Source organism: Salibacter halophilus (assembly GCF_008806325.1).
Taxonomy (GTDB): Bacteria; Bacteroidota; Bacteroidia; order Flavobacteriales_G; family Salibacteraceae; genus Salibacter; species Salibacter halophilus.
Genome location: NZ_WACR01000003.1, coordinates 85,153 through 109,166, shown reverse-complemented (window position 1 = coordinate 109,166; position 24,014 = coordinate 85,153). Strand labels below are relative to the sequence as shown.

Annotated in this window: 28 protein-coding genes; 25 read left to right on the top strand and 3 right to left on the bottom strand. The window is 42.2% G+C overall.

Annotated elements, in window-relative coordinates:
• Positions 1 to 23: 23 nt before the first annotated feature.
• The 10 genes from F3059_RS04030 (at position 24) to F3059_RS03985 (ending at position 11,493) form a co-directional block, all read left to right on the top strand.
• Positions 24 to 4,436: a CusA/CzcA family heavy metal efflux RND transporter gene (locus tag F3059_RS04030; RefSeq protein ID WP_151166745.1), complete on the top strand. Its 4,413-nt coding sequence runs from the start codon at positions 24 to 26 to the stop codon at positions 4,434 to 4,436.
• A gap of 27 nt (positions 4,437 to 4,463) precedes the next feature.
• Positions 4,464 to 5,735: an efflux RND transporter periplasmic adaptor subunit gene (locus F3059_RS04025; protein ID WP_151166743.1), complete on the top strand. Its 1,272-nt coding sequence runs from the start codon at positions 4,464 to 4,466 to the stop codon at positions 5,733 to 5,735.
• A gap of 1 nt (position 5,736) precedes the next feature.
• Positions 5,737 to 6,531: a cation diffusion facilitator family transporter gene (locus tag F3059_RS04020; RefSeq protein ID WP_151166741.1), complete on the top strand. Its 795-nt coding sequence runs from the start codon at positions 5,737 to 5,739 to the stop codon at positions 6,529 to 6,531.
• Positions 6,532 to 6,552: 21 nt separating this feature from the next.
• The gene (locus tag F3059_RS04015) at positions 6,553 to 6,918 is read left to right on the top strand and encodes a DUF3703 domain-containing protein (RefSeq protein WP_151166739.1); all 366 of its coding nucleotides are present in this window, start codon (positions 6,553 to 6,555) and stop codon (positions 6,916 to 6,918) included.
• Entirely contained in the window at positions 6,915 to 7,250 is a 336-nt protein-coding gene (locus tag F3059_RS04010; protein ID WP_223274535.1) for a YnfA family protein, read from the top strand. Before F3059_RS04015 ends, F3059_RS04010 begins: the two co-directional genes overlap by 4 nt.
• Before the next feature lie 130 nt (positions 7,251 to 7,380).
• The gene (locus F3059_RS04005; RefSeq protein ID WP_151166737.1) at positions 7,381 to 7,767 is read left to right on the top strand and encodes an ArsR/SmtB family transcription factor; all 387 of its coding nucleotides are present in this window, start codon (positions 7,381 to 7,383) and stop codon (positions 7,765 to 7,767) included.
• On the top strand, positions 7,764 to 8,378 hold the full coding sequence (gene merTP / locus F3059_RS04000; protein WP_151166735.1) for a mercuric transport protein MerTP: 615 nt from the start codon (positions 7,764 to 7,766) through the stop codon (positions 8,376 to 8,378). Before F3059_RS04005 ends, merTP begins: the two co-directional genes overlap by 4 nt.
• A gap of 3 nt (positions 8,379 to 8,381) precedes the next feature.
• Positions 8,382 to 9,728: a dihydrolipoyl dehydrogenase family protein gene (locus tag F3059_RS03995; protein ID WP_151166733.1), complete on the top strand. Its 1,347-nt coding sequence runs from the start codon at positions 8,382 to 8,384 to the stop codon at positions 9,726 to 9,728.
• Positions 9,729 to 9,748: 20 nt separating this feature from the next.
• Entirely contained in the window at positions 9,749 to 9,958 is a 210-nt protein-coding gene (locus F3059_RS13775; RefSeq protein WP_151166731.1) for a GDCCVxC domain-containing (seleno)protein, read from the top strand.
• Positions 9,959 to 10,839: 881 nt separating this feature from the next.
• Positions 10,840 to 11,493: a pentapeptide repeat-containing protein gene (locus tag F3059_RS03985; RefSeq protein ID WP_151166729.1), complete on the top strand. Its 654-nt coding sequence runs from the start codon at positions 10,840 to 10,842 to the stop codon at positions 11,491 to 11,493.
• A gap of 76 nt (positions 11,494 to 11,569) precedes the next feature.
• Here F3059_RS03985 and F3059_RS03980 read toward each other — a convergent pair whose 3' ends face one another.
• Positions 11,570 to 12,049, bottom strand: coding sequence for a MarR family winged helix-turn-helix transcriptional regulator (locus F3059_RS03980; RefSeq protein WP_151166727.1), 480 nt, complete (start codon positions 12,047 to 12,049; stop codon positions 11,570 to 11,572).
• A gap of 81 nt (positions 12,050 to 12,130) precedes the next feature.
• Here F3059_RS03980 and F3059_RS03975 point away from each other — a divergent pair, with 81 nt between their 5' ends.
• The 14 genes from F3059_RS03975 (at position 12,131) to F3059_RS03910 (ending at position 21,438) form a co-directional block, all read left to right on the top strand.
• Positions 12,131 to 12,376: a hypothetical protein gene (locus F3059_RS03975; protein ID WP_151166726.1), complete on the top strand. Its 246-nt coding sequence runs from the start codon at positions 12,131 to 12,133 to the stop codon at positions 12,374 to 12,376.
• Between the two features lie 9 nt (positions 12,377 to 12,385).
• A complete protein-coding gene (locus F3059_RS03970; RefSeq protein ID WP_151166724.1) occupies positions 12,386 to 12,892 on the top strand; it encodes a transposase in 507 nt (168 codons plus the stop codon).
• Positions 12,885 to 13,868 (top strand): hypothetical protein, encoded by a 984-nt coding sequence (locus F3059_RS03965; RefSeq protein WP_151166722.1) that lies wholly within the window; start codon positions 12,885 to 12,887, stop codon positions 13,866 to 13,868. Before F3059_RS03970 ends, F3059_RS03965 begins: the two co-directional genes overlap by 8 nt.
• 88 nt (positions 13,869 to 13,956) lie before the next feature.
• On the top strand, positions 13,957 to 15,147 hold the full coding sequence (locus tag F3059_RS03960) for an FAD-dependent oxidoreductase (RefSeq protein WP_151166720.1): 1,191 nt from the start codon (positions 13,957 to 13,959) through the stop codon (positions 15,145 to 15,147).
• Between the two features lie 144 nt (positions 15,148 to 15,291).
• The gene (locus F3059_RS03955; protein ID WP_151166718.1) at positions 15,292 to 16,056 is read left to right on the top strand and encodes a hypothetical protein; all 765 of its coding nucleotides are present in this window, start codon (positions 15,292 to 15,294) and stop codon (positions 16,054 to 16,056) included.
• Positions 16,053 to 16,523 carry a hypothetical protein gene (locus F3059_RS03950; RefSeq protein ID WP_151166716.1) on the top strand — a complete coding sequence of 157 codons (471 nt, stop codon included), beginning with the start codon at positions 16,053 to 16,055 and terminating at the stop codon, positions 16,521 to 16,523. Before F3059_RS03955 ends, F3059_RS03950 begins: the two co-directional genes overlap by 4 nt.
• A gap of 5 nt (positions 16,524 to 16,528) precedes the next feature.
• Positions 16,529 to 17,356: a helix-turn-helix domain-containing protein gene (locus F3059_RS03945; RefSeq protein ID WP_170265027.1), complete on the top strand. Its 828-nt coding sequence runs from the start codon at positions 16,529 to 16,531 to the stop codon at positions 17,354 to 17,356.
• Between the two features lie 67 nt (positions 17,357 to 17,423).
• Positions 17,424 to 17,822 carry a hypothetical protein gene (locus tag F3059_RS03940; protein WP_151166711.1) on the top strand — a complete coding sequence of 133 codons (399 nt, stop codon included), beginning with the start codon at positions 17,424 to 17,426 and terminating at the stop codon, positions 17,820 to 17,822.
• A gap of 114 nt (positions 17,823 to 17,936) precedes the next feature.
• Entirely contained in the window at positions 17,937 to 18,269 is a 333-nt protein-coding gene (locus F3059_RS03935; RefSeq protein ID WP_151166709.1) for a putative quinol monooxygenase, read from the top strand.
• Positions 18,270 to 18,278: 9 nt separating this feature from the next.
• Positions 18,279 to 19,016, top strand: a complete 738-nt coding sequence (locus F3059_RS03930) for an alpha/beta fold hydrolase (protein ID WP_151166707.1) — start codon at positions 18,279 to 18,281, stop codon at positions 19,014 to 19,016.
• Positions 19,017 to 19,018: 2 nt separating this feature from the next.
• Positions 19,019 to 19,399 (top strand): cupin domain-containing protein, encoded by a 381-nt coding sequence (locus tag F3059_RS03925; protein ID WP_151166705.1) that lies wholly within the window; start codon positions 19,019 to 19,021, stop codon positions 19,397 to 19,399.
• Positions 19,400 to 19,425: 26 nt separating this feature from the next.
• Complete coding sequence (locus F3059_RS03920) at positions 19,426 to 20,169, top strand: CPBP family intramembrane glutamic endopeptidase (RefSeq protein ID WP_151166703.1); 744 nt, start codon at positions 19,426 to 19,428, stop codon at positions 20,167 to 20,169.
• Positions 20,170 to 20,412: 243 nt separating this feature from the next.
• Positions 20,413 to 20,616 (top strand): hypothetical protein, encoded by a 204-nt coding sequence (locus F3059_RS03915; protein ID WP_151166701.1) that lies wholly within the window; start codon positions 20,413 to 20,415, stop codon positions 20,614 to 20,616.
• Between the two features lie 180 nt (positions 20,617 to 20,796).
• Positions 20,797 to 21,438, top strand: a complete 642-nt coding sequence (locus tag F3059_RS03910) for a DUF6266 family protein (protein ID WP_151166699.1) — start codon at positions 20,797 to 20,799, stop codon at positions 21,436 to 21,438.
• A gap of 252 nt (positions 21,439 to 21,690) precedes the next feature.
• Here F3059_RS03910 and F3059_RS03905 read toward each other — a convergent pair whose 3' ends face one another.
• Positions 21,691 to 22,713, bottom strand: a complete 1,023-nt coding sequence (locus F3059_RS03905; RefSeq protein WP_151166698.1) for a DUF4421 family protein — start codon at positions 22,711 to 22,713, stop codon at positions 21,691 to 21,693.
• A 141-nt stretch (positions 22,714 to 22,854) separates the two neighbouring features.
• On the opposite strand from F3059_RS03905, the gene F3059_RS03900 reads away from it, so the two are divergent.
• On the top strand, positions 22,855 to 23,304 hold the full coding sequence (locus F3059_RS03900) for an RDD family protein (protein WP_151166696.1): 450 nt from the start codon (positions 22,855 to 22,857) through the stop codon (positions 23,302 to 23,304).
• Here F3059_RS03900 and F3059_RS03895 read toward each other — a convergent pair.
• The gene (locus tag F3059_RS03895; RefSeq protein ID WP_151166695.1) at positions 23,294 to 24,004 is read right to left on the bottom strand and encodes an RDD family protein; all 711 of its coding nucleotides are present in this window, start codon (positions 24,002 to 24,004) and stop codon (positions 23,294 to 23,296) included. The two genes, F3059_RS03900 and F3059_RS03895, sit on opposite strands and share 11 nt — an antisense overlap.
• Positions 24,005 to 24,014 lie beyond the last annotated feature (10 nt).

The window sequence follows — 24,014 nt, the reverse complement described above, 5'->3', positions numbered from 1 at the left end:
ATTTAAAATAACATCAAAGCATTATGATAGACAAAATCATTTCATTTTCCATAAGGAATAAATTTATTGTGGGCCTGCTCACGTTGGCCCTCATAGGAGTGGGTATCTACTCCATGTCCACGGTTAACCTAGGTTCGGTGCCGGATATCACCAACAACCAGGTACAGGTAATGACCGTATCCGAAAACCTGGCTACCGAAGATATCGAGCAGTTTGTCACTTATCCGGTGGAACTGGCCATGGGAAATCTTCCCGGAGTGGAAGAAATCCGTTCCGTTTCAAGGTTTGGCCTGTCGGTCGTCACCATCGTTTTTGAAGACGATATGGGTACTTATCTGCCCCGCCAACTGGTACAGGAAAAACTGAATGAATTACAGGAGACCATCCCCGAAAAGTTTGGCGACCCAACTATGGGTCCTATTTCTACAGGCTTGGGCCAGATCTATGAATATACCATCCAACCGAAACCGGGTTATGACACTGTCTACAGTCCAATGGAACTGCGAACCATTCAGGATTGGATCGTAAAAAGACAACTCACCTTGCTTAATGGTGTGGTGGAGGTCAACTCATTTGGTGGTTACATCAAACAATACGAAGTGGCTATTAATCCTGAAAAGCTCAACGCCATGGATGTGAGCATTTCAGAGGTTTACGGTGCCCTTGCCCGAAATAACGTAAATACTGGCGGTGCTTACATCGAAAAAAACCGGATGTCCAATTTCATTCGCGGGGAAGGACTGGTGCGCTCTCTGGACGACATACGGAGTATTGTAATCCGAAACGAAAATGGCATTCCCATCACCATTGATGACGTGGCCGAGAAAGTTCATTTTGGTCACCAGGTGCGCTACGGGGCTTTCACCCGTGATGGTAAAGAAGCCGTAGGAGGCATAATAATGATGCTGAGGGGATCCAACCCTAATGCCGTTATCCAAAACGTGAAAGAGCGCATGGAGGAAGTAGAAAAATCGCTTCCCGAAGGGCTCACGATTGATGCTTTTATCGACCGTAGCGCACTTATAGGGAGAACCACTGATACGGTAAAGAACAACCTGATTGAAGGCGCACTGATCGTAATATTTGCACTGGTAATCCTCCTGGGAAGTTTGCGCGGGGGTCTCATTACGGCCACTACCATTCCGCTTTCTCTGCTCTTTGCCTTCATTCTGATGAAGCAGTTTAACGTTTGGGCCAACCTGATGAGCCTGGGCGCTATTGACTTCGGGATCATCATTGACGGGGCAGTGATCATTATTGAAGGAACAGTTTACGAAATTCAGAAACGTATTCGGTCAGGGAAAATCAAGTTCAACCAGAGTGTAATGGATGAGGTGGCTTATGAGTCCGGCAGCACAATGATGGGTTCAGCCTTTTTCGGACAGATTATCATCCTGATTGTATTTGCCCCTATTCTTTTCCTCACAGGTGTGGAAGGTAAAATGTTCCAGCCCATGGCCTATACCTTTGGATTTGCCATGATAGGTGCTATAGTCTTGTGCCTCACTTACGTTCCCATGATGTCTGCCCTTTTCATGAAACCCATCCAAAACAGAAAGAACTGGTTTGGGCGATTTGAACGCTGGCTGGAAAAAATCAGTGATAAAGTCATTGGTGGCATTCATTGGGCCTATCTGCCCTTACTCAAAAGTGCACTCCGGTTTAAAACAATGGTAATTATCGTTGCTGTTGTTCTGCTCGGCATAGCGGGCTATACCTTTTCCCGAATGGGAGGAGAATTTGTACCCCAACTGGATGAAGGTGATATCGCCATGCAGGCATTGATAAGGCCGGGAAGTTCGCTGAGTGAGGCAACAGATGTTTCCTATAAAATTGAGAACCTTTTACTGGAGAATTTTCCTGAAATCAAAACGGTAACAGCCCGCATTGGTGTGGCCGACATTCCTACCGACCCTATGCCAATGGATATTGCCGATATGTACCTCATTCTGGAAAAAGACCGGGATAAGTGGACTACGGCAGAAACGAAGGAAGGGCTTATTGACGAAATCAAGGAACTGCTTGAAGAGCGGTTGACTGGTGTCAACCTTGTGTTCACACAACCTGTGGAACTTCGATTCAATGAACTACTGGAAGGTGTGCGTGAGGACATTGCTGTCAAGCTCTATGGTGAAGACCTGGATGTATTGGCTACCAAAGTTCAGGAAATGGCCGATATTATTGAGACCGTGCCGGGTGCTGGTGATGTAAATCCCGAACGGACTTCGGGTTTGCCTCAAATGACCGTGCGCTATAACCGTAAGAAAATGGCGCAATACGGCTTGGACATTGAAAAGGTGAACGAGTATATCAGTTCTGCTTTTGCAGGTGGAAAGGCAGGGGTGATTTTTGAAGGCGAAAAACGCTTTGATCTGGTCATCCGTTTTGATGAGGCCCACCGCCAGGGTATAGACGACCTGCGCACCCTGTATATCGACCTTGAGAACGGAACACAAATTCCCATCAAAGAAATAGCTGACATAAGCTACCAACCAGGCCCGATGCAGATTAGCCGCGACAATACCTACCGTAGGACTTACGTAGGTGTAAATGTGCGAGGCCGGGATGTGGAGTCGGTAGTGAATGATATACAAGTCAAATTAGATGAACAGCTGAATCTGCCATCTGGCTATTATATTACGTATGGTGGCGAATTTGAGAATTTACAGAGTGCCAAAAAACGGCTCACTATTGTAGTGCCCATTGCACTCTTTTTGATATTCGTGCTGCTCTATTTTGCACTAAAGTCATTTTCGCAATCCATTATGATCTACATGGCCATTCCCCTGGCAGCCATAGGGGGCGTTTTTGCCTTGTGGATGAGAGATATGCCATTTAGTATTTCAGCCGGTGTTGGATTTATCGTGCTGTTTGGTGTAGCTGTATTGAATGGTTTGGTTCTGATCAACCGCTTCAATTCCCTCAAAGAAGAAGGGGTGACCAGCTTAAAGGATCGAATTTTGACCGGTACCAAAGAAAGGATTCGCCCCATCATGCTTACGGCAACCACGGATATATTCGGTTTCCTGCCTATGGCTTTCTCGGCATCTGCCGGAGCGGAAGTGCAGCGGCCATTGGCCACCGTAGTAATTGGCGGTATGCTGTCGGCTACACTTCTTACGCTGGTTGTACTGCCTGTACTCTATACCTTCGTTGAGAAACGCAGGGAAAAGAAAATCGGAAACCAGGGGCATAAAACAGCTCTGAACACCATCGTTCTACTTATTGGTTTAGGTAGTTTTCTCGGGTTTTCCCAATCTGCAAAGGCGCAAGGAATAAACCCGGATACCTTGCAAAGCATTTCCCTTAAAGATGCCCAAAATCGGGCTGTTGAGTATTTCCCTCAGATCAAGGCCAAAAGGCTTCAAATAGAAAGCGAAGCAGCGCTGAAGAAAACAGCCTGGGACTTTGGGAACACCCAAATTTTCACGGGAGCGGAAGAAGCAAGCAGCAATACTGATGGAGTTTATACGCGGATAGGGGTTCAACAACAAAATATTGATGTTTTTGGAATTGCTCCACGACTGCGCTTGCAAAAGGAACGGGTAGCCCTTGCCGAAAGCGCTCTCGACCTGTCATTAACAGAGCTTAAACGAGAAGTGAAGTTGGCCTGGGGCCAGGTTTACACCGCTAAAAACACCTACCAGGTGTACAACCGTTTGGATTCGCTCTTTACCGATATAGAACGAGCGGCAGATGTGAGATTGGAAGTAGAAGAAACTTCTAAACTGGCCTATTTGGCCACTAAAAACCAGGCCAATGAAGTGCGCATCCAAAAGGAACAGGCCTATCGCGATTACCTGGGCGCTTTGCAGCGGCTCAACTTATGGCTGGTCAGCGATACCCTTTATACAGTACCGGATGTGCCCAGTGAGCAATTGACCGGAATCCTTAATTATGACTTGGATTCCCTAAGTACTCACCCTTTGCTTAATGTGTATCAACAGCAAATAAAAGTGGCCGATGCTCGAATAAAGGAAAGAAGATCGGAGTTTTTGCCCAAGTTACAAGGACAGTATGGCTGGCAAGAAGTTGGGGGGCAAACCGGGTTTTACACCTACCAAATAGGCATACAAATCCCCTTGTTTTTTGGGCCCGAGCTGGGCCGTACGCAAGAGGCTAAAATCCAGCGCGAAATTGCCACGGAAAATCTCAGGCAAAATCAGCTACAACTCAATGCCGAGTACCAATCCATGCGGGAAGAATACCTGAAATGGCGTAACTCATGGATTTACTATCGAGACCAGGCATTGCCGCTGGCACGCGAGCAAAGACAAGGTTCGATAACGGCTTACCGAGAAGGCGCAATAGACTATGTAAGTTTTTTGCAAAACATAAGGGACGCTATCCGCATAGAAGTGGATTCATGGAATGCCCTGGGCAATTACCTGGACAGCCGCTATGAACTCGAATACTATTTACAAACAACAAACTAAAACCGGTAACGGATAAAAATAAACGACATGAAAAATCAGATCATAAAATTATTTGCACTGCTATTTATAGCAGGTTTTGTTTCGGCCTGTGGCAACGAAACCGATGGCGATGGGCATAATCACGAGGAAGGTGAGCAGCACGAATCGCACGAAGGCCACGGTGAAGAAGACGGCCATGAGGGGCATGGCGATGAAGAAGGCGGGCACGAAGGCCACGGGGAAGAAGGCATGGGCGAAGTTCATTTGTCCAACTTAAAATTTAAGAGCCTGGGGATGAAAGTGGACACTATGCCCACTCGCCCCATATCGGGCGTGGTAGAAGCCAATGGCCAGTTGGAAGTGCCACCACAACACGAGGCCACCGTTACAGCGATAGTTGGAGGCAATATCACTTCCATCAAAGTGATAGAAGGGGATAAGGTCAGTAAAGGCCAGGTGCTGGCATACCTGTCTCACCCTGATCTAACCGAGATTCAAACCAAGTACATCACGGCCTACAACCGCAGTGAATACCTTGAGCAGGAATACAACCGGCAAAAGAAGCTGTACGAAGAAGAAGTAGGTTCCGGCAAAACCTTTCAGGAGACCAAGTCTGACTATCAATCCATGAAAGGAGAAGTAAAGGGCTACGAAGCCCAACTGCGCCAGTTGAACCTGAAGGTAGAGAAAATCAGGAATGGTGATGTATATGAGCAGGTGCCGGTGGTAAGCCCCATAGATGGCTACATTGAAAAAGTGTTGATCCAGTTAGGTCAGTACATTCAGCCGCAAACGGGAATGTTCAAAATTGTCAATACCCAGCACATCCACGCAGATTTAATGGTATTCGAAAAAGATGTATACAAAGTGAAAGAAGGGCAGAAAGTTTCTTTTACTGTGGAGTCCGTGCCCGGTTCACGCCTTACAGCCGAAATTTATTCGGTAGGGAAACAATTTGAACAAAACCCCAAAGCGGTTCACGTCCACGCAGAAATTGAGCAAAAGAAGGAATTCCTGATACCAGGGATGTACATCAACGGAAAAATCCACACGGAGAATAAAGCTGTAAACGCCCTGCCGGAAAGTGCCATTATCGAGGAAGAAGGTAAACCCTATATCTTCATAGCTGAACAGCACAATGAGGATGGTGAGACGGAGTGGGCATTTAAACCCGTGGAAATACGAACTGGTGTTATTGATGAAGGTTGGGTGGAAATAAACCTGCTGGAACCACTTCCCAAAGGAACTAAAGTAGCCTGGAACAATGCCTACTACCTTATCTCAGAGATGAAGAAAAGTCAGACATCGCATAGTCATTAAAATGAAAAAATCCACTTTCATAATTTCAAAAATGGACTGTCCCTCAGAAGAACAGATGATCCGTATGAAGCTGGAACCTTATAATGAAGTAAAGCAGCTTTCATTTGATATCCCCAATCGCAAACTGGAAGTATATCACACAAACGAAGTGGATAAGATCCATCAGGCCATTAGTGAACTTAAGCTCAGTGACCACTTGGAAAGTACGGAAGATGAAGCTGAGTTGCCGTTGGCTACTGACGACTCCCAACAGCGAAAAATACTTTGGTGGGTGCTGGCTATCAATTTCAGCTTATTTGTAATAGAAATGACTACCGGATGGATTTCCAGTTCTATGGGCTTAATAGCCGATTCTCTGGATATGCTGGCAGATTCCATCGTTTACGGTCTGAGCCTATTTGCTGTAGGTGCTGCCATGTCTCGTAAGAAAAAAGTAGCTAAAATCAGTGGCTATTTTCAGATGGGACTGGCACTATTAGGCTTTTCAGAAGTATTGCGCAGGTTTTTCAGCGAAAGCGGAACGCCCCTGTTTCAGTGGATGATCATCATATCAGTACTGGCACTCATAGGCAATCTGGTTTCGCTTTGGCTGATCAATAAAGCTAAGAGCGATGAAGCTCACATGCAGGCCAGTGCCATATTTACTTCCAACGATATTATTGTGAATGGTGGAGTGATCCTGGCCGGTGTAATGGTTTATTTTCTAAACAGCAAATGGCCGGACCTGTTAATTGGTGGAATCGTGTTCGCCTTTGTGATGCGGGGCGCTATTCGCATTTTAAAACTTTCTAAATAATAAGAGAATTAAGCAAATAATATGAAACTCAACACCATTATGCCTGCCAGGTTACAGCCCTACTTCGAACAGGAGCTTAGAGCATATCGGGCTGCCCTGGAAAAGAACCAATTCAGCATTGCCTGGAGACACCTTGAACGGGCACATATAATAGGCCAGGCTTATCCCTGGGAACACAGCTATGTGCATTGGAAGATGCTTTTCTTTGGTACCAGAATTAAAAGTACCAAAGAGGTGATAGGACAAATACCACGATTACTGGTGGGAGGCGTAAAATCTTTTGTTGGAAAAATTCCTGTAGGCAATACAGGCGGGGCCAATGTACCGTCTCTTAGACCAATGGAAATACCTCAGGATATACAACAAATAATTAGCAGAGTAAAATGATTACAATTATAAAATCAATGTTTCTTTTTGTATTAGCCGGCTTATTCGAAATCGGAGGCGGTTACATGGTTTGGCTCAGCTTAAGGGAAGGTAAGCCTTGGTGGATTGGTATTTTGGGTGGTCTTATATTAATAGGATATGGAGTGGTGGCCACCTTGCAACCGGCAAATTTTGGCCGTGTGTATGCAGCCTATGGCGGCATTTTCATTGTGATGGCTATTATCTGGGGCTGGAAAGTGGATGGAATTATACCCGACAAATATGATCTTATCGGAGGCGCTGTTGCATTGCTGGGTGTGCTGATTATCATGTATGCTCCAAGATCAACGTAGTTCATCCTTGTCTCATTCCGTGTAATGTACAAGAGCGCAATTAAGATTTTGGCGAAAAATGTTTTCTACTACATTTAATCATTTGCTTAAATGACAACAGTAATGTACCTTTGTGATAAAGTGAAGCAGAATGTCAAAAGCAGATCCCATAAATTGCATACGTGCCGAGGCAGACCAGGCGCAAATTGTAAGAGGAAGGTCCGAATTGGAAAATCTCCAGCCTCAGGTAAATCAGTTAGCCTCTGTGCTTGCTTTGGCAGGAAATGAAGTGCGCCTGAAGATGCTTTACCTCCTCTTTTTAGAACGAGAACTTTGTCCCTGCGACTTAGCCGACATCCTACAAATGAGCGTTCCGGCTGTTTCGCAGCACCTGCGGAAAATGCGAGACGGACGGATTATTATTTCAAGAAAAGAAGGCAAGACCATTTTCTATTCACTGGAAAATGAAGCATTAAAAGATTTGAAACCAATGCTGGAAAATCTTCGGGTTCCATCCCTAAAAGAAGCCACATTATGAGTGAAAGTAAATCATCTAAAGGACTTTTAGGAACAGGGATAGTTGCTGCGATAGCAGCGTCACTATGTTGCATAACACCAGTGTTGGCTTTGATCGCAGGCGCCAGTGGTGCAGCTTCCACTTTTTCCTGGCTCGAACCCGCACGTCCCTACTTAATAGGTATTACTATACTTGTTTTGGGCTTTGCCTGGTATCAAAAATTAAAGCCACGTTCTAAAGAAGAAATTGATTGTGCTTGTGAGGATGATGAAAAGCCGTCTTTCTGGCATTCCAAAAAATTCCTGGCCATAGTAACGGTTTTTGCTGGGTTGATGCTGGCCTTTCCGCTCTATGCAAATGTTTTTTACCCCTCGCAAGATCGGCAAGTGATTGTTGTTGATCAGCAAAACGTGCAAACAGCAACCTTTTTCGTAAACGGCATGACCTGCACTGGGTGCGAAGAACACGTCAGCCATGAAGTAAATAAACTTGATGGTATCGTGGACGTGAAAGCTTCTTATGAAAATGAAAATGCCATCGTACAGTTTGATTCCTCTAAAACTTCAGTGGGTGAAATTGAAAAAGCAATCAATAGCACAGGTTATAAAGTGACTGACATAAAAAATCAATAACCCATGCAGCATTTTGATGTATTTATAATTGGCGCTGGCATGGCAGGTATCACAGTCGCCAATAAATGTGCTGCTTCTGGTTTATCCGTAGGCATTACCGATGAATTACCTTACGGAGGCACCTGTGCGCTTAGGGGTTGTGATCCAAAGAAGGTATTGATCAGTGCCACTGAAGCAATAAATATGGCAGAAAATCTCCAGGGAAAAGGAATTACCGGAAAACCGAAAATAAATTGGAGCGACCTCATGCGCTTTAAAAACACCTTTACGGAGCCAATGCCTGCTAAAGTAGAAAATGGCTTCCGTAAAAATGGAGTAAAGACTTTTCATGAAAAGGCTGAGTTTATTGGAAAGAACAAACTTCAATTAGGAAATGAGCAGATAGAGGCTGAAAAGATCCTCATAGCTACCGGTGCTCAACCACGTCCGCTGAGAATACCGGGGGCAAATTATGCATTGACGAGTACAGACTTTCTGAATCTTGATGTATTACCTGACTCCATCTTATTCATAGGAGGCGGTTATATTGCCTTTGAGTTTGCCCACATTGCGGCCCGGGCAGGTGCAGAGGTTACCATTATTCACCGTGGCACTCATCCCCTTGAGAATTTTGACTCAGACATCGTGAAGCATCTACAATCGGCTACAGAAAAATTAGGCGTTAAAATCCATCTGGAAACTGAAGCATTGGAAATTCACAAAGAAAAAAACATGCTAATCGTTAAAGGCCGACAAGAAGAAAAGGAAGTTCATTTTCAGGCCGAAGCTGTTTTTAATTCCTCCGGTCGGGTGCCGGCCATTGCAGATTTAGCCCTAGATAAAGCCGGAGTTTCCCATGGCATTAATGGTGTTGAAGTAAACCGGCACCTGCAAAGTGTTTCGAATTCGCACGTTTATGCCGCTGGCGATACGGCTAACTCTTCTGGCCTGCCTCTGACTCCTGTTGCCGTCATGGAAGGTCATGTGGTAGCTACTAATATCATCAATGGAAATAAAAAATCTGTTGATTATGGTGCTATTCCTTCGGTGGTTTTCACCATTCCTTCCATTGCCAGTGTAGGTTTAACGGAGCAGACTGCTAAGGCAAAGAATATTGAGGTGTCAGTAAATTATGAGGAAGCAAGTTCGTGGTTCAATGCAAAACGCTTGAATGAAGATCAATACGCTTTTAAAACCATAACCGATAAAAATAGTGGCCAGTTGCTGGGAACACATCTAATTGGCCCAGAGGCAGCCGAAACCATTAATCTTTTTGCGATAGCCATTACAGCCGGATTGAAATCAAAGGATTTAAAAAAGATGATTTATGCCTATCCAACCTTCGGTTCAGATCTCTCATACATGCTTTAAGAATTTTGAAAAGAGTGAATATGAAAATTATATCAACGTCAATCATTACTTGTCCAAAATGCGGTTTTCAGAAAGAAGAAACCATGCCTACGGATGCCTGTCAATACTTCTATGAATGCGAGAACTGCTCCAAAGTATTAAAACCCAAAAAAGGTGACTGCTGCGTCTATTGCAGTTATGGTACGGTAAATTGTCCACCGATTCAGCAGGACAAATCTTGTTGCAATTGAAAATACACATTTAATAAAGCAATGTGCCTCCAGCAGGTTCCTTCCAGTCGGTCGTTCCTCCCTTCTTGCAGTCACCAGCTTCCGTCACCGCGCAGCAAGAGTAGCGCCTTCTCTTCATTCCGCTAAAGCTCCATTCCGTTCAGTTGCCACACTTGCTTAACCAGCCGCACAAAACGCAGGAAAAGCGGTGTTCGTCTTCCTCCTTCGGCAAAGTACCATGCCAGGCCGTTTCTACAGCCTTCCACTAAGCGTTAAATTTATAAGGTGTTCCAGGCAATATCACGCCCTACGGGTGCCTTTCAGGCAGCCTGTCATGCTACTTGCAGCTCAGTCGTCATCCTCACGGCAGCCTTCTCTGTCCTGCTGTCCCGCTTCATTACATTTCGTTGCGAGCCCTCACTTCATTCCATTCAGCCGGTCAGCAGTCCACCGGCTGCCCATAATTTTGCTCGCCTGCGGGTCGCTGCGGGCTGCGGGCTGTCATGTTTTTTGTATTCAGGGCGAAGCAATTGATTTTTAAAGGTAGCCCTGAAAAGCAACAAAAAAACACGCCAGCCCTTGTGTAAGTCCTTCCTCAAGCCTCGGCTCTTTTCGGTCTCCGCTAAAGCTACGCCCTCCAATCGCCTCCGTTTTCGTCAGTCCACATATGTCGCCCAGCCGCCTTCGTTCCTCAGGCTTTCTCTGTTCTCCACCCTTGCTCCACTCGCAGGTCGGCTCGCTAAAGCTTGTCTGGCGGTCCGCAATCCGTTCGTTCCTCACTCATTGCAGCCGCCAGCCAGCCGTTTGGCCGCAGGCGCTTTTTCCTGCTCATATTTCTTTGAAAATCCAATTTCCACATTATCTTTGCAGCTAAGATATTTAGAAACAAAGCTATTATACTCATGAAAAACAATTTTACAATCACCTTGGCTGTTGCCATCTTAACTTTTCTTATGAACTCTTGTGATTACTCAAACCCTAAAAAAGATGCTTTAAATGAAATGCCTAAAGAACAACTAGAGCAACACCTGAGAACTAACTCCTATTCTGATTTATCCAATATGGATTTTACAGGCCTTGACCTCACTGGAGTGGATTTCTCAAATACGGATCTATCTAAAACCGATTTTAGTTCTGCTACACTGAATAAGGTAAATCTCCAAAACGCTAATCTGTATAAGGCCGATCTAGATAGTGCTAGCCTTTCAGATGCAAACACTAAAGGTGCGAATCTGTCATATATTGACTTGCGCAGCGTCCCTAATCTTAGAGCTATTCTGCAGCCAGGAATAAACTTCACGGGATCAAGACTGGCCATACGCAATTTTGATGGGTTGGACTTGCGTGAAGTTAAGTTTGATAAATGTGATCTAAGCGGTACATCATTTAAGAACGCAGATCTAACGGGTGCCAGCTTTGTAAAGGCAGATCTTACCAATGTTGATTTTACAGGGGCTAAGTTGAATCAAGTGAATTTTGAAAGAGCAGATTTACGAGGGGCCACCCTGGAAAAATCAACCACTGAAGGTGCAAATTTTTCAAAATCGGACCGGTAATACAGTATCCAAGGGCAGTCTTCATGCATCTAATTGCCGATAAATAGTAGAGTACTAGAAACGACTCTACTTTATTTTAGCGGTTAGACTTAATTTGTTCAATCTGAGTTTTATAAAAGGTGATGGTCCTAATCATAAACTCCTCGACAATGGCTAAATCCGATTCTGAAAAACCCTGATATAAGCTCTCCAATCCTTCTTGCATATGTTTAAAAGCAGGTCCAATTTTTTCTTGGGCCTCTTTTTCGTTCAATACCACGAGGACTTGCCTCCTATCGTTGGGATTCCGCTCTCTCCTAACCAATTGCTTTTTCTCTAGTCTGTCTATGACACCCGTGGTCGCACCCGTTGTTAACCCTGTAAGATTTGCGAGTTTACCTGCAGTCATAGACCCGTGCTGAAAGAACAGGTCTATAAACTTATGATCTGTTCCGCTAAGTCCAGCACTTTCCGCGATGGCCTGATGAAAAAGAATGGATTGAGTAGTCATCTCTCTTCCAAGTACATCCAACCTCTCTCTTACCGAATCTTCTTTTTTTCCTTTTTTGTTTGTCATTTCTTACTAGGTATATATCTTTGCAACTAAGATACTAACTTAAAAAGCAATTATAATTCTAAGACAAATTTAGCCTTTCTTATGGAAAACAACAGCATACCAAGGACTTTCCAGCAGGTGCATGTTTTTACTTTGCATGGTTTTCAACCATTCATGAAAAAATTATTGGAGGAACTGCTCAATTCTCATGAATTAATAAGCGGGTGGTCATTAGACATCGATGACTGGGAGAATGTGCTCTGCGTTAAATCGAATACTCTCAGCTCCATAGAAATTCAAAACATGCTTAAAGCTCAAGACTTACCTATTGCAATAATGAACCATTGATAAAAAAATATGATCGACACTTTACAAAAACAAAATCGAGCCAACTTATGGCTCTTCATCGCGACCGCAGCCTATTTTATTATGAATGGTGCTCAATTTTGGGAGACAGCCATTATGATTCCGGCCTGGACTGCTGCCCCTCCGGAATCATTATTTTTCTTTAAAGGACCATATGGTCTTGATTTCAAAAACTTCTGGATTATTGTTCACTCCTCACATGAAGTATTAATACTTATAGCACTTGTTTTCAACTGGAAATTCAAAAAAACACGTAATCTAATGCTGCTTCTGTTAGTTGCCCATATGGGGGTAAGGGTATGGACACTTCAGTATTTCGCACCAACAATAATTGAGTTTCAAAACATGGAACTACAATCAGTGGTCGACCCGTCACTAGTTGATAAAGCAGCGGAATGGCGAAATCTAAATTATCTCAGGGTGGGCCTTTTCTTCCTAATAAACTTAGGTTTTGCTGGTCTCCTCTGGTCTAATGTAAAACGAAATTCAAATGCGTAAAATAATAACCACCTTACTTGTTCTAAGTATTATAGCTGTCTTCCATGCATGTGAAGATCAATGGTTTATTGAGCCTATTGAGAACAACATATCATTTAAGTATAGACTCTCAGAATACAATATATACCAATTACCCTTGAAGGACCTCGTGCCAGACTCAAGTGCATTTATTTATGAATTGAATACTCCTTTATTCACTGATTATGCATCTAAGCAAAGAATCATTAAGCTACCAAAAGGTCAGAAGTTGGATCTTCTAAACAACTCAAATATTGACTATCCTGAAAGCACTATTATAGCTAAGTCCTTTTATTATGAGTCCTCCCAACTGCCGAATAGTGGGGTTAAGCAAATTATCGAAACAAGATTATTAATCAAAAATAAAGGGAAATGGAATGTAGGAGTTTATAAATGGAATACACAACAAACAGAAGCATACCTAATTGAAGATGGGGCATCAGTATCAATGGAACAACTTCTGCCAAATGGCTCTCGCAAGCAATTTACATACGAAATCCCCTCAAATTCTGAGTGTACTACTTGCCACAACTCTAATAATAGAGTAAGACCTATTGGACCCAAAGTGGCTAACCTTAATATCCCAGATTGGCAAGGGTCTAGCAAATCTCAGTTAGAAACCTGGATAAGCAACGGTTATCTCAGTGGGAGTTCAACTAATAATTTACCCGAGCTACCTCAATGGGATAATAGTAATCACACCTTAGCACAAAGAGCGAGAGCTTATTTGGATGTCAATTGCGCTCATTGTCATAACCCGTCAGGTGTGGCATCAGAATGGTCTTTAGACTTAAGGTACTCAACCCCTCATAATCAAACCGGCATTCAGCCCCTTCGCTATCATATACCGGAAAGAATGGAAAGCAACTGGGACGATGAGGTAATGCCCAAAATTGGAACTACCTTAAAACATAAAGAAGGCACTGAATTAATTAAAGCCTACGTCAATCAATTGTAGATAACCATGAGAACAGAACTAATTTTTGCGGCTGTATTTGCCGCCTTAATCGCTTTTGGTTTATTAAAATCAAAAAACAAATGGAAGAATGATGGTAAATAAAAAAATCCTTATTGTAGGTGGCGGAATAGCAGGCCCGGCTTTAGCCATCTACTGCCATCGCTTAGGTGCAGAGGTCACACTTTTAGAAAGCCGTAATGAAAGTGAATTAGATGAAGGTCTTTTCCTAGGGATTTCACCCAATGGCCTATGTGTACTTTCAGATCTTATTGACTTAAGTAAGCTATACAGGGAGTATTCTCCTGGCGCTATCAACTTCTTCAATGCAAAAGGAAAGAAAATTGCAGAGCTAGACACGGATCATCAAGTTGAAAAGTACGGATGGCAGTCTATTCAGGTAAAAAGATCATCTATTAGTAGACTATTGCACAATGAAATGAGAAAGTTGGACATTACTGTGCTTTATGATACTTCCATCGTGAATTTGAAAGAGACAGATGACCAGGTGCTCCCCATTACTTCAAATGGAAATCTTGAACCAGTGGACCTTGTGTTCGGTGCAGACGGCATTCATTCCGAATGCAGGAGAATTATTTTCCCATTTGCCCACAAGCCCAAATACACTCATCAATTATCAACAGGCTCAATACTATCCATTCCAGGTTGGTGCTTTGAGGCCAAGCCCGTGTCTATGACGTTCGGTACTCGCGCCTTTTTTGGTTACACCACCTCTAGTAATCATCAGGTGTGGTGGTTTAATAATTACTATCGCAAAGCAGAACCGACACGGGAGGAAATAAAAACCACTCTGCAGAAAGAAATAAAAAACAACCTGATAAAACTCCATGAAAAAGATCATCCACCAATCAAGGAACTTATCCGGCAAAGCACAGATATTTTCGCTTATCCCATTTATGATATGCCGGAACTGGAGATGTGGTATACATCTAATGTTTGCCTTGTGGGCGATGCAGCGCACGCGACCTCTCCACATATTGGACAGGGTGCTTCCTTAGCATTGGAAGATGTTGCCATTCTTTATCGTTGTCTTAAAACAGAAAAATCTCCACAAGCTGCTTTTGCCAGATTTCAAGATCATCGCAAACCAAGGGTAAAGAAAATCATCCAACAAGCTCGAAAAGTGGGCAACAGCAAATCAAAGCCCAATCCGGTTGCCGTCTTTTTTAGAGACCTATTTCTCCGGCATTTTATAAAGTTTGAAAAAAAGAAGATGGATTGGGTGTATGCCTATGACGCATTGCAAGTCCGCATTTGTTGAAACAATTTGTCGGTTCTGTACAATTCAAAGATTCCTTTAAACCAGAAATTTGACCAAACGAAAAAATCAAACCCAAAAAATCCATAGCTAATTGAAATACAAAAACATGATCATATTGATAAATCCTTTCAAAGTAAGCTCCTGTTGACCTACTCCAATAAAAATATCATTTCGCTTTTTTTTCGATTGGTACTAGGCTTTGTCTATCTCACAGCAGGTTTTAGTAAGCTTGCTCCTGACTACATTGGTAATGTCATTGGGCCTTCAAGGGTTCCTGATGAGTTATTTTCGGCATGTGTACTTTATCTATTCTACGCAATTGCATTCCTTCAGGTTGTGGCTGGTATATTGGTGCTGTCGCTTCGCTATGCAGGCGCAGGTTTGTTGCTCCTTTTGCCACTAACGTTAGTTATTTTCATTTTTACACTGTTGGCTGGCTTTGGAGCCACCCCTCTAATAAATGTTGTTCTCCTAGGTATCACAACCTTTGAAATTTATAGAGAATATTATGCTTTTTCAAATCAAGAAAGGGTTAACCCATTCCTCTATTACTTATCCGGAAAAATTAAAAATCAGTATTCTAAGAAGCTGACCCAAATAATAATTGGTTTATCAGTCTTAAGCCTGTTTACTGTATTATTTCCATCCATTCATCTGAACATATTGCTTTCCCTTGCACTCGGCCTATTGACATTCATGCTTTTACGTTTGAGCCATCTTGCCACAATAGACAAAGTTCTTGTTGTCTTATTCACCCTATTTGGCCTGTCAGTTCTTAATGGTATCTGGTTAAAAGAAATAGACCCAAGATTCTTCTATAAGGCACTCGTCCTCATCCCAATAGGTACGATTATCGGGCTTTTACGTATGGTTTGGTATCGCTACAAACTTAAAAAACAGGCAGGATGAAAAACTTTGCCTTTTGGAAAAACTGGCTTATAGCCATTAATCTGGTTACCATAAGCATCGGGCTGCTTATCGCCTTTGCGGGAAATAGCTTTCTGTTTCAAATACATAACGAAGGCACCTACCAAACCTTCTTTAACGGCCATGCCCCTTCCGAAAAGATGATGGCTTTCAAAAGTTGGTTATTCGGTATCATCGGGGCCACCATTGTAGGCTTTCACACCCTGATCGTGTATATCGCCAAGTATCCATTTGCACGCAAGGAGAAATGGGCTCGCAACGCTATTGCCCTGGCGATGACAGGTTGGTTCATTTTGGATAGTGCATTGTCTTTTTCATTTGGAGCAGATTACAACGTCTATTTTATCAATATACCTTCATTTACATTGATCATGCTACCGGTTTTGGTTACATGGAAAAAATTCAATTATGGATTGAATGGAAACAAATTCGAAGACATAAAGCCTTAAAGCTGATGAAAAAGGAAAAAGGAACATACTTGGTAAACCATTCCTCTTTGGAGTATTATGAATTTCCGGCTCCCCCATTTTTAAGAGATTATGTTTCCCTTTTTTGGTTCGATAGCTACAGAGCTGGAAGTATGAGCCCAATGATCTATAATTTAATAGCTGATGGTGAACCTGGGATAATTTACCAAGGAATACCTGGCTCAATTAGTATCAATGGTTTTTCCGATCTACCAGCTTTGATGATTTATGGCCAAAAGACTCGCTGGGCAACTACTGTTGCCAATCCTCCTTACAGTAACATCGGAATAGTACTGAAGCCTTATGCACTGAAAACGCTCTTTGGAATTAACGCAGCAGATCTTACCAATTCAGCTTTGCCACTATCAGAATTAGTAGCTTGCAAAGAATTGTGTTTACAGCTTGCTTCCGGCAGTCTTAGCACCCAATTAAATGCATTGGTCCAGTTCCTTTGTAATCTAAAAACCAAACCAACACTAGGATTAAACAGGACTAAAGAAGCTCTTTTACTATATTATCAAGGTCATCAATTGCACGACATTCAGCGCAATCTTAAAGTATCTGAGAGAACTTTAGAACGAAATTTTAAGGAAGAACTGGGGGTCAGCCCGGTGCTCTACAAACGTATTCATCGCTTCAATTATGCATTGAATCTTTTACACCAAAAAAACCTTGTCTCACTTACTAGTATTGGTTACCAAGCAGGGTATGCAGATCAGTCCCATTTTATCCGCGACTTCAAGGCTTTTGCGGGCATAACGCCAAAGGAGTACTTGATTAAATCAAAAGGCAATAGGGGTTATCCTAAACAGTGAATTTTAGATATTAAGAGCGTCTAAATCCATGCGGCAAATTAGTATGTATAATTAATGAAATAATATCATGTTCGACATAAAGGAAATACCATCACCTATAACTTTACATTTTATAACCAAGTATTCATTTCCTGAAGGCATTTCAAAGGCCTGGGCAGAATTGGAACATCATATTCCGGTAAAATCGGGGGTGAAGTTTTATGGAATTTTTGATGGACAACAATACTTTGCTGGTAGTGATTATCCTAGTAGCTTTTCTATTTCAAAAGAATCACTTCATGAGTATGTCATACCTGCAGGAAACTATATAACAGTGCCGATTATAAACTGGCAGGACAAAAAGGAACAAATTGCGGTGACTTTTCAGCGCATAGAGGAAGACCCTCGCTGCGATAAAACTTCTGCTGATATTGAATTTTACAAGTCTCATATAGAGTTAATATGCCTAAAAAGATTGAGATTTTAAACAGATGTTAAACAGTATCCACATGCATCACAATGGCATAAAATGTCGGCTTTATACAATTAGAAAAGCTGATTTAACTATTTCTTTGTCTTTCGAAACTAAAAAGAAAAAACCATGCATTTTTATGGCCTAATAGGTAATCTTTCCGCCAAAAAAGGAAAAGGTGATCAGCTAGTTAAGTTATTAATTGAGGCCTCAAAGATTCTAGAAGGCCATGAAGAGTGTATTCAATATATCATTGCTCAGGAATCCAACAACAAGGATATCATTTGGGTTACCGAAATCTGGACTTCGAAAAAAGCGCACGATGCATCCCTGCAGCTTCCAGCGATAAAATCCATCATCGCAGAAGCAATGCCTATTATTGAAGAAACCAATGGTCTGGGTGCCGAAACCGTACCTATAGGTGGTGTAGCGAAAAATCCTTTTGTAGATAGTAAGGAGTAATTAAGGATGGTGTCAGTAGGTAAAAACATAGTTTTTCTCCATGGCGCTGGTCTTTCTTCCTACATATGGGAAGACTTTTCACAGCAATACTTTCCCGGAAGCACTTGCGCTCCATTTCCTTTTCGTGAATCCAATCAGGCCTTCAAAAGAAAAATCACTTTAGAAGATTATTGTCAGTCTGTGGGTGAGGCAATTCTGCAGCACTCATCGCATCGTAAAGTAGTTCTTGTTTGCCATTCCATTTCAGCAATCGTTGGTCTTCAGCTCATTGACAATATCGGAGAGAAGATTAATGGCATTATTGGTATCGGAGCATCTGTACCATGCCCAGGCAATAACTTCTTTTCCACTCTTCCCATACCACAAAGGATTTTGATGCCGTGGATTACCCGATTGGCAGGCACAAAGCCCCCTGAAAACGTTATACGCAAAAGTCTTTGTGAAGGACTAGTCGAAGCTTCTGCGGATACCATAATCAATGGATATGCGGCTGAATCATATCAATTGTTCGGCTCCAAGGTTCAATACGATCTCGGTGGAATTTACAAAGGCTATGTTAAACTACTTTCTGACAAAGCGTATCCACTAAGCTCCCAGAAAAATTCAATCGCCAATTTCCGTCCTCATTCTATCAAACAACTCAGTTCAGGTCATTTGCCAATGCTATCACACCCTGTTGAATTAGCAGGGCTTTTAGTGTCAATGCTATTGGATTACAAACGCAAAATAAAAGGTATAAACGCTTGATTATGGAAACACATTTTGGGCTCAATTACCATGAAACCGCAGAAACGACAAATGGGCGTTTCTTTTTAGCAACTTCTAATATTCCGTCAGATGATCCGGGCACGCCCTGGCACCTTCACTCCAAAGAAGATGAGTGGGTATTAATCTTTTCAGGTGCTTTAAAAGTATGTGTTTCAGATGAAGAATACCTTTTAAAATCTGGCGATCATTTAAAAATTCCAAAAGCATCTTGGCATAGATGGTCTCCTGTAAAAAATTTCTCTAGTCATGTCATGTTTCTTTTTTCACCAGCGGGTATAGAAGACATGTTTAGAGAGTGGGATCAAATTCATGGAGAAATCGAAGACGTAGGAATGAAATACGGCACGGCTATCCTTAAGTAATTGTATAATTTCAACATCTTATTAAAATGGGTGAAAAAAAGAGAATTGCAGCAGTCATCCTATTTTACAGTATAGCCTGTGCAATTGCTTGGCCTATTTTTCTGAATATGTCATGGTTTCAATCTTGGCTATCACCTCTTGGAATACCAGCCGTTAACCCCTATTTATTTATTATGTGGGGTCCTGGTGTAGCAGCATTGCTTTCCTACACTTTCTTTAGGAAGAAAATCGTCAGGCATGTATCCCTGTTTGGCAAACAGATCCTACGTAGCTTGCTGTTCTTCTTAGGCCCTTGGTTTTTTTTCTTTTTTCTACACCTTGCTTTTCCTTTCTCTGAGCAATACAAACCAGTTAATTTCCTTTTAATTATTCCTATTTCTTTCGTTTTTACAATAGGTGAGGAACTTGGATGGCGCGGTTTTCTTCAAGATACTTTACGGCCTGTGCCTGCCTTGTGGCGCTGGCTTACAATTGGTTTACTATGGGAATTTTGGCACATTAGGTTTCTATGGATTTCAGAAACTATTTCAGAAGGTATGCTGCGTACCCTACCTCTTCTTGCTGGTTCAATAGCCTTATCATTTTTACTCGGTTACTCAACAGAGCGTAGTAAATCTTTATTGGTTCCTGTAACGCTTCATATTTGGGCCAATAACTTAATGCAGTCAACACACTGGGTTACCTTTGTAACAGTTGGTCTTTCATTTATTCTTTGGTTTTATCTTTTGAAAAATTGGCATAAAAAACTAGCTCGTCAGCTAGAGAATTAAATCGATTTTCCCTATTGTCATTTGGTTGTGGTGATCCTCTTTGCAACGATTGCAAAGTTTGCAAGCCTTGCGTCCTTTTATCTGCCTTTTAAGTCTTAAAGCCTTGCATTAAATATTCGTAGAATTGTTTCAAAGAAAAAAACAAAAAGAGGCAAGCAAAAGTAGTCGGGCTTCGCACAACCCCTCGCTTTGGTCTGCTAAGGTCATGCCCTGCGGGTTTTGAATGAAAAATCTCCTCCGCCTTTGGCGGAAGTATTTTTAATCCAAAAACCTTGTCAGTCCAGCCCCGCCCGCCTGATGACATGGCTTCTCTTTTCTTTTTTCGTTTTTCTTTTCTCTAAAAAAAATATTGATGGGGTTGATGCGGTGATGTGCCCCGGCCTCATCTCTGTAGCCACCTTTGAAGCTTCCGCAAACTTTGCAGAAATGCAAAAAAAAGGTCTTTAATGGTTGTTCTCCGTTTGCTCTTTAATGCCAAATAAAGCAAGGTTCGGCAGACGGGCGCAACCTACTCTCAACCAGCACTCTTTACCGCTATTTCACGTCATATTTGTAGTAAGGACAAGGCCGTACCAAGTCCGTGTCAAGTCCGAATATTTTGTTTAACCCCATAAAAATTGAAAAGTCATGGGAAAAATTAATCAAGGAATCTTGGGAGGTGTGTCCGGCCAGGTTGGAAACGTCATCGGTGGAACCTGGAAGGGCATTGACTACTTACGTATCAAGCCCTCAAGTGTAGCAAACCCTAAAACCCCCGATCAGGTCGATCAACGAACCAAGTTCGTGACAGTGTTGCGATTCTTGCAGCCAATTACTGAGTTCCTCCGGACTGGTTTCAAGAAGTATGCGAGTGGTATGACCCAGTTTAACAGCGCGATGTCCTACAACCTGAACAATGCTGTTACCGGGACTTATCCAAACTACTCCATCGACTACCCGAATGCGCTGGTGAGTCGTGGAAACCTTGCCGGAGGTGAAAACGGTGCAGCCGCTTCCACCAATGCCGCTGAGGTAGATGTGTCCTGGGATGACAACTCAGGCTCTGGAGGTGCTCAGGCGACCGATAAGGCACTTATCGTGATCCTGAACCCAACTAAGGGAGAAGCAGTATACACCACCGCAGGAGCTGCCCGATCAGCTACCGCAGAAACCCTTACCGTGCCTTCTAACTTCACCGGTGATGATGTCGAAGTGTTCTTAGGCTTCATCTCTGAAGATGGCACCAAAGTCTCTAACAGCTCTTATTTAGGATCAGTAACTGTTGCTTAATACTGGTTGATGTTGCAGATGTCGGGAACCGCTTCCACTTGGAGGCGGTTCTTTTTTTGCCTTACCTTTAGCCCAGAATTAGGAAAACATTCATTTCTCGAACTCCCTTAATTTTCCTTTCTTTATCCCCTGTTTTCTAAAGCCTTATGATTTCTTGTTGCCCAGTTGTTGCCCTATTTAGGACATACATCCTGAATTGCTTATCTGGCAGTAGGTTCAGAAAACTCGTTACTTTTTGTATCGGGAAGTAACCTAAAACTTAATACCACCCGATAAACTCAAAGTCCCCAATGTGTTTGTAAGGCGGTAATCTTCTGAAAAGTAAACCTCTGAAAAGTTGTTGTAGTTCAAACTGATAAAATGATTCTCTCTATTGTAAACCACTGATAGTCGCGATTTACCTCCCAAAGCAAAACGCCCGTTGGCCTCGTTTTCTTCCTGTTCATAGAACTTAATTCCGGCCGTAGGAATAGCAGTAGCATTCAGTAACCAGTTTTCGAAAAACACGAAACTGTAGCCATAACCAAAGTTGATTGCTAAAGTGCGGTAGTTGACATTGAGCTCATCTCGATTTGGAAAAGATTCTACTCCAGTTTCCTCTACCAGTTTTTGAAAGTCGATATACGTTGCCTGTCCTGAAAACGAAACACCTGCTATAAATGAACCTGCATTTTGAACTTGTTTGTTGATGTAGCTCACCGAATAAGCTGCAGCATTAGAATACTTTTTACCGTTGAAAAAGTAATGCAGGTCCAGACTAAATGATTGATTCCGCAATCCGTCAAATGATTTATCGATATCGATAGATTGCTCCTCTCCTTCTACTTCTTTCCGGTACGTTTCAACAGTAACGCCTCCTTCGTTTATCGAGTAAGAAAATTCTCCAACTAATCTGCTCGTGTTGAGCATCACGTTAAATTGATTATCACTCAAATCATTTTGCGAATCAAAACGGGAAAAATTGATGTTGTAGTTAAATGAAATCAGCTTGTAACCGAGTGAAACTCCCACGCTGTGAAAAGCTTCAGATCGTAGGTTGAGCGCTTCATTATCTCCAAATTCGAGGTCGTAAGCATTATCCCATCTCGAAAGTCTGGTTCCGACCATGTATTTGAACGGAAACTTTTCCACATAATTAGAATCGTAATAATTCAAATTCTCTTCAACCCACAGAACCGATTTCTCATATAAGCTTTGATCATTTAGCTGAGCATAAGTAGCTAAAGGAAAAATAGCCAGGATGAACGAGAATATATTTTTGGTAGATAGGATCACTTCATTAATTGATTTATCTATAAATCAGCACAAAAGTACTTTACTTTCAAAATACTAAACCACTTTGTATCAACACAAGTATTCAAAAACAGTCAATTTTTTGTTTTAGTATTGTCCATATCAAACTCAATCAAATCAACTATGGACAATCATACAGTTTTAGACGATTCATTTACACAAAATGACACCAGCAAACTTCCAAGTGCTAATGCCGGCTTGCGTTTCCTGAATTATTTAATCGATACTATTGTTCTTTATCTCGTATTTTTTGCCGGGACCATTATGTTGCTATCGACCAGGGTTATTAGTGATAGCTTTCTCGACTCAACAATGTTCAGCTTTTCCGGAATAATTGTGTTCTTTTTTTACTACCTCATATTTGAAACAATTTCAAATGGGAGAACTATTGGAAAGTACATCACTAGAACACGGGTAATCAAAGAAAACGGTGAAAAGCCACGATTTAAAGACTATTTCATTCGCTCCGTTTCCAGATTTATTCCGTTTGAACAATTTTCTGCCTTTTCTAAAAATGCTCACATGTGGCACGATGGTTTTGCCAGTACCAGAGTTGTAAAAATTAACGGGTAAGGTAAACGTAATCTTTGATTACTGTTCTCAAGAATTGATTTGGATGATCTGTTTTTTCAACGTTCAGAGCCACAGCAACCCGATTGGCAAGTTCTTCAAGCAAGTCACTGTGTCCCGCATTTCTGTATTTTTTAAATCTGTCCAGCGATTCTTTGATGAGGACGATTTGCTTTTCTTCGAGGTCTACAACTTGCGGAAATTGAGGTTTGTAATTTGATAGCTTACTGAGTGACATCAATCTGTCAATGGAAACTCGCATGCTTCTAACCCTGATGACTGACGTATCGGCTAGCATGTCTCCCACTCTTTGTCCGCGGGGTGTGGCTCCGACCGTAATTGATGCTAACGATCCAAAACTCATGTAGATATCGATCCACCTAAACATCCAGCGCATCAGGTAATCGTATGGTGTAACTGATCTTCCATCAACGCGCATTACTTTGAGTCCCATGATCATTTTGCCCGGTGATCGACCATCATTGAGAAGTTCAAAAGCTAAAGCATAAAAAATGAATACCGGGGCTAAAATGACGATTGACAAAACTGTTCCGCCTAACCAACCGAATAGAAATGAGAGAATTGACAGTATGATTCCCAAAATAATGAAATCGAGCGCAAAGCTGATGATTCGTTCCATCAGATTAGCTACAGGGTACTGTAAAGTGATGCCCTGCGTATTTTCAAATTCCATTATTTTCATATCCTTGTAG

What these genes read in the sequence shown, in the direction of transcription:
- F3059_RS04030 (WP_151166745.1), top strand. Translation starts at nt 24, where the DNA reads ATGATAGACAAAATCATTTCATTTTCCATAAGGAATAAATTTATTGTG.
- F3059_RS04025 (WP_151166743.1), top strand. Translation starts at nt 4,464, where the DNA reads ATGAAAAATCAGATCATAAAATTATTTGCACTGCTATTTATAGCAGGT.
- F3059_RS04020 (WP_151166741.1), top strand. Translation starts at nt 5,737, where the DNA reads ATGAAAAAATCCACTTTCATAATTTCAAAAATGGACTGTCCCTCAGAA.
- F3059_RS04015 (WP_151166739.1), top strand. Translation starts at nt 6,553, where the DNA reads ATGAAACTCAACACCATTATGCCTGCCAGGTTACAGCCCTACTTCGAA.
- F3059_RS04010 (WP_223274535.1), top strand. Translation starts at nt 6,915, where the DNA reads ATGATTACAATTATAAAATCAATGTTTCTTTTTGTATTAGCCGGCTTA.
- F3059_RS04005 (WP_151166737.1), top strand. Translation starts at nt 7,381, where the DNA reads ATGTCAAAAGCAGATCCCATAAATTGCATACGTGCCGAGGCAGACCAG.
- merTP (WP_151166735.1), top strand. Translation starts at nt 7,764, where the DNA reads ATGAGTGAAAGTAAATCATCTAAAGGACTTTTAGGAACAGGGATAGTT.
- F3059_RS03995 (WP_151166733.1), top strand. Translation starts at nt 8,382, where the DNA reads ATGCAGCATTTTGATGTATTTATAATTGGCGCTGGCATGGCAGGTATC.
- F3059_RS13775 (WP_151166731.1), top strand. Translation starts at nt 9,749, where the DNA reads ATGAAAATTATATCAACGTCAATCATTACTTGTCCAAAATGCGGTTTT.
- F3059_RS03985 (WP_151166729.1), top strand. Translation starts at nt 10,840, where the DNA reads ATGAAAAACAATTTTACAATCACCTTGGCTGTTGCCATCTTAACTTTT.
- F3059_RS03980 (WP_151166727.1), bottom strand. Translation starts at nt 12,049, where the DNA reads ATGACAAACAAAAAAGGAAAAAAAGAAGATTCGGTAAGAGAGAGGTTG.
- F3059_RS03975 (WP_151166726.1), top strand. Translation starts at nt 12,131, where the DNA reads ATGGAAAACAACAGCATACCAAGGACTTTCCAGCAGGTGCATGTTTTT.
- F3059_RS03970 (WP_151166724.1), top strand. Translation starts at nt 12,386, where the DNA reads ATGATCGACACTTTACAAAAACAAAATCGAGCCAACTTATGGCTCTTC.
- F3059_RS03965 (WP_151166722.1), top strand. Translation starts at nt 12,885, where the DNA reads ATGCGTAAAATAATAACCACCTTACTTGTTCTAAGTATTATAGCTGTC.
- F3059_RS03960 (WP_151166720.1), top strand. Translation starts at nt 13,957, where the DNA reads ATGATGGTAAATAAAAAAATCCTTATTGTAGGTGGCGGAATAGCAGGC.
- F3059_RS03950 (WP_151166716.1), top strand. Translation starts at nt 16,053, where the DNA reads ATGAAAAACTTTGCCTTTTGGAAAAACTGGCTTATAGCCATTAATCTG.
- F3059_RS03945 (WP_170265027.1), top strand. Translation starts at nt 16,529, where the DNA reads ATGAAAAAGGAAAAAGGAACATACTTGGTAAACCATTCCTCTTTGGAG.
- F3059_RS03940 (WP_151166711.1), top strand. Translation starts at nt 17,424, where the DNA reads ATGTTCGACATAAAGGAAATACCATCACCTATAACTTTACATTTTATA.
- F3059_RS03935 (WP_151166709.1), top strand. Translation starts at nt 17,937, where the DNA reads ATGCATTTTTATGGCCTAATAGGTAATCTTTCCGCCAAAAAAGGAAAA.
- F3059_RS03925 (WP_151166705.1), top strand. Translation starts at nt 19,019, where the DNA reads ATGGAAACACATTTTGGGCTCAATTACCATGAAACCGCAGAAACGACA.
- F3059_RS03920 (WP_151166703.1), top strand. Translation starts at nt 19,426, where the DNA reads ATGGGTGAAAAAAAGAGAATTGCAGCAGTCATCCTATTTTACAGTATA.
- F3059_RS03910 (WP_151166699.1), top strand. Translation starts at nt 20,797, where the DNA reads ATGGGAAAAATTAATCAAGGAATCTTGGGAGGTGTGTCCGGCCAGGTT.
- F3059_RS03900 (WP_151166696.1), top strand. Translation starts at nt 22,855, where the DNA reads ATGGACAATCATACAGTTTTAGACGATTCATTTACACAAAATGACACC.
- F3059_RS03895 (WP_151166695.1), bottom strand. Translation starts at nt 24,004, where the DNA reads ATGAAAATAATGGAATTTGAAAATACGCAGGGCATCACTTTACAGTAC.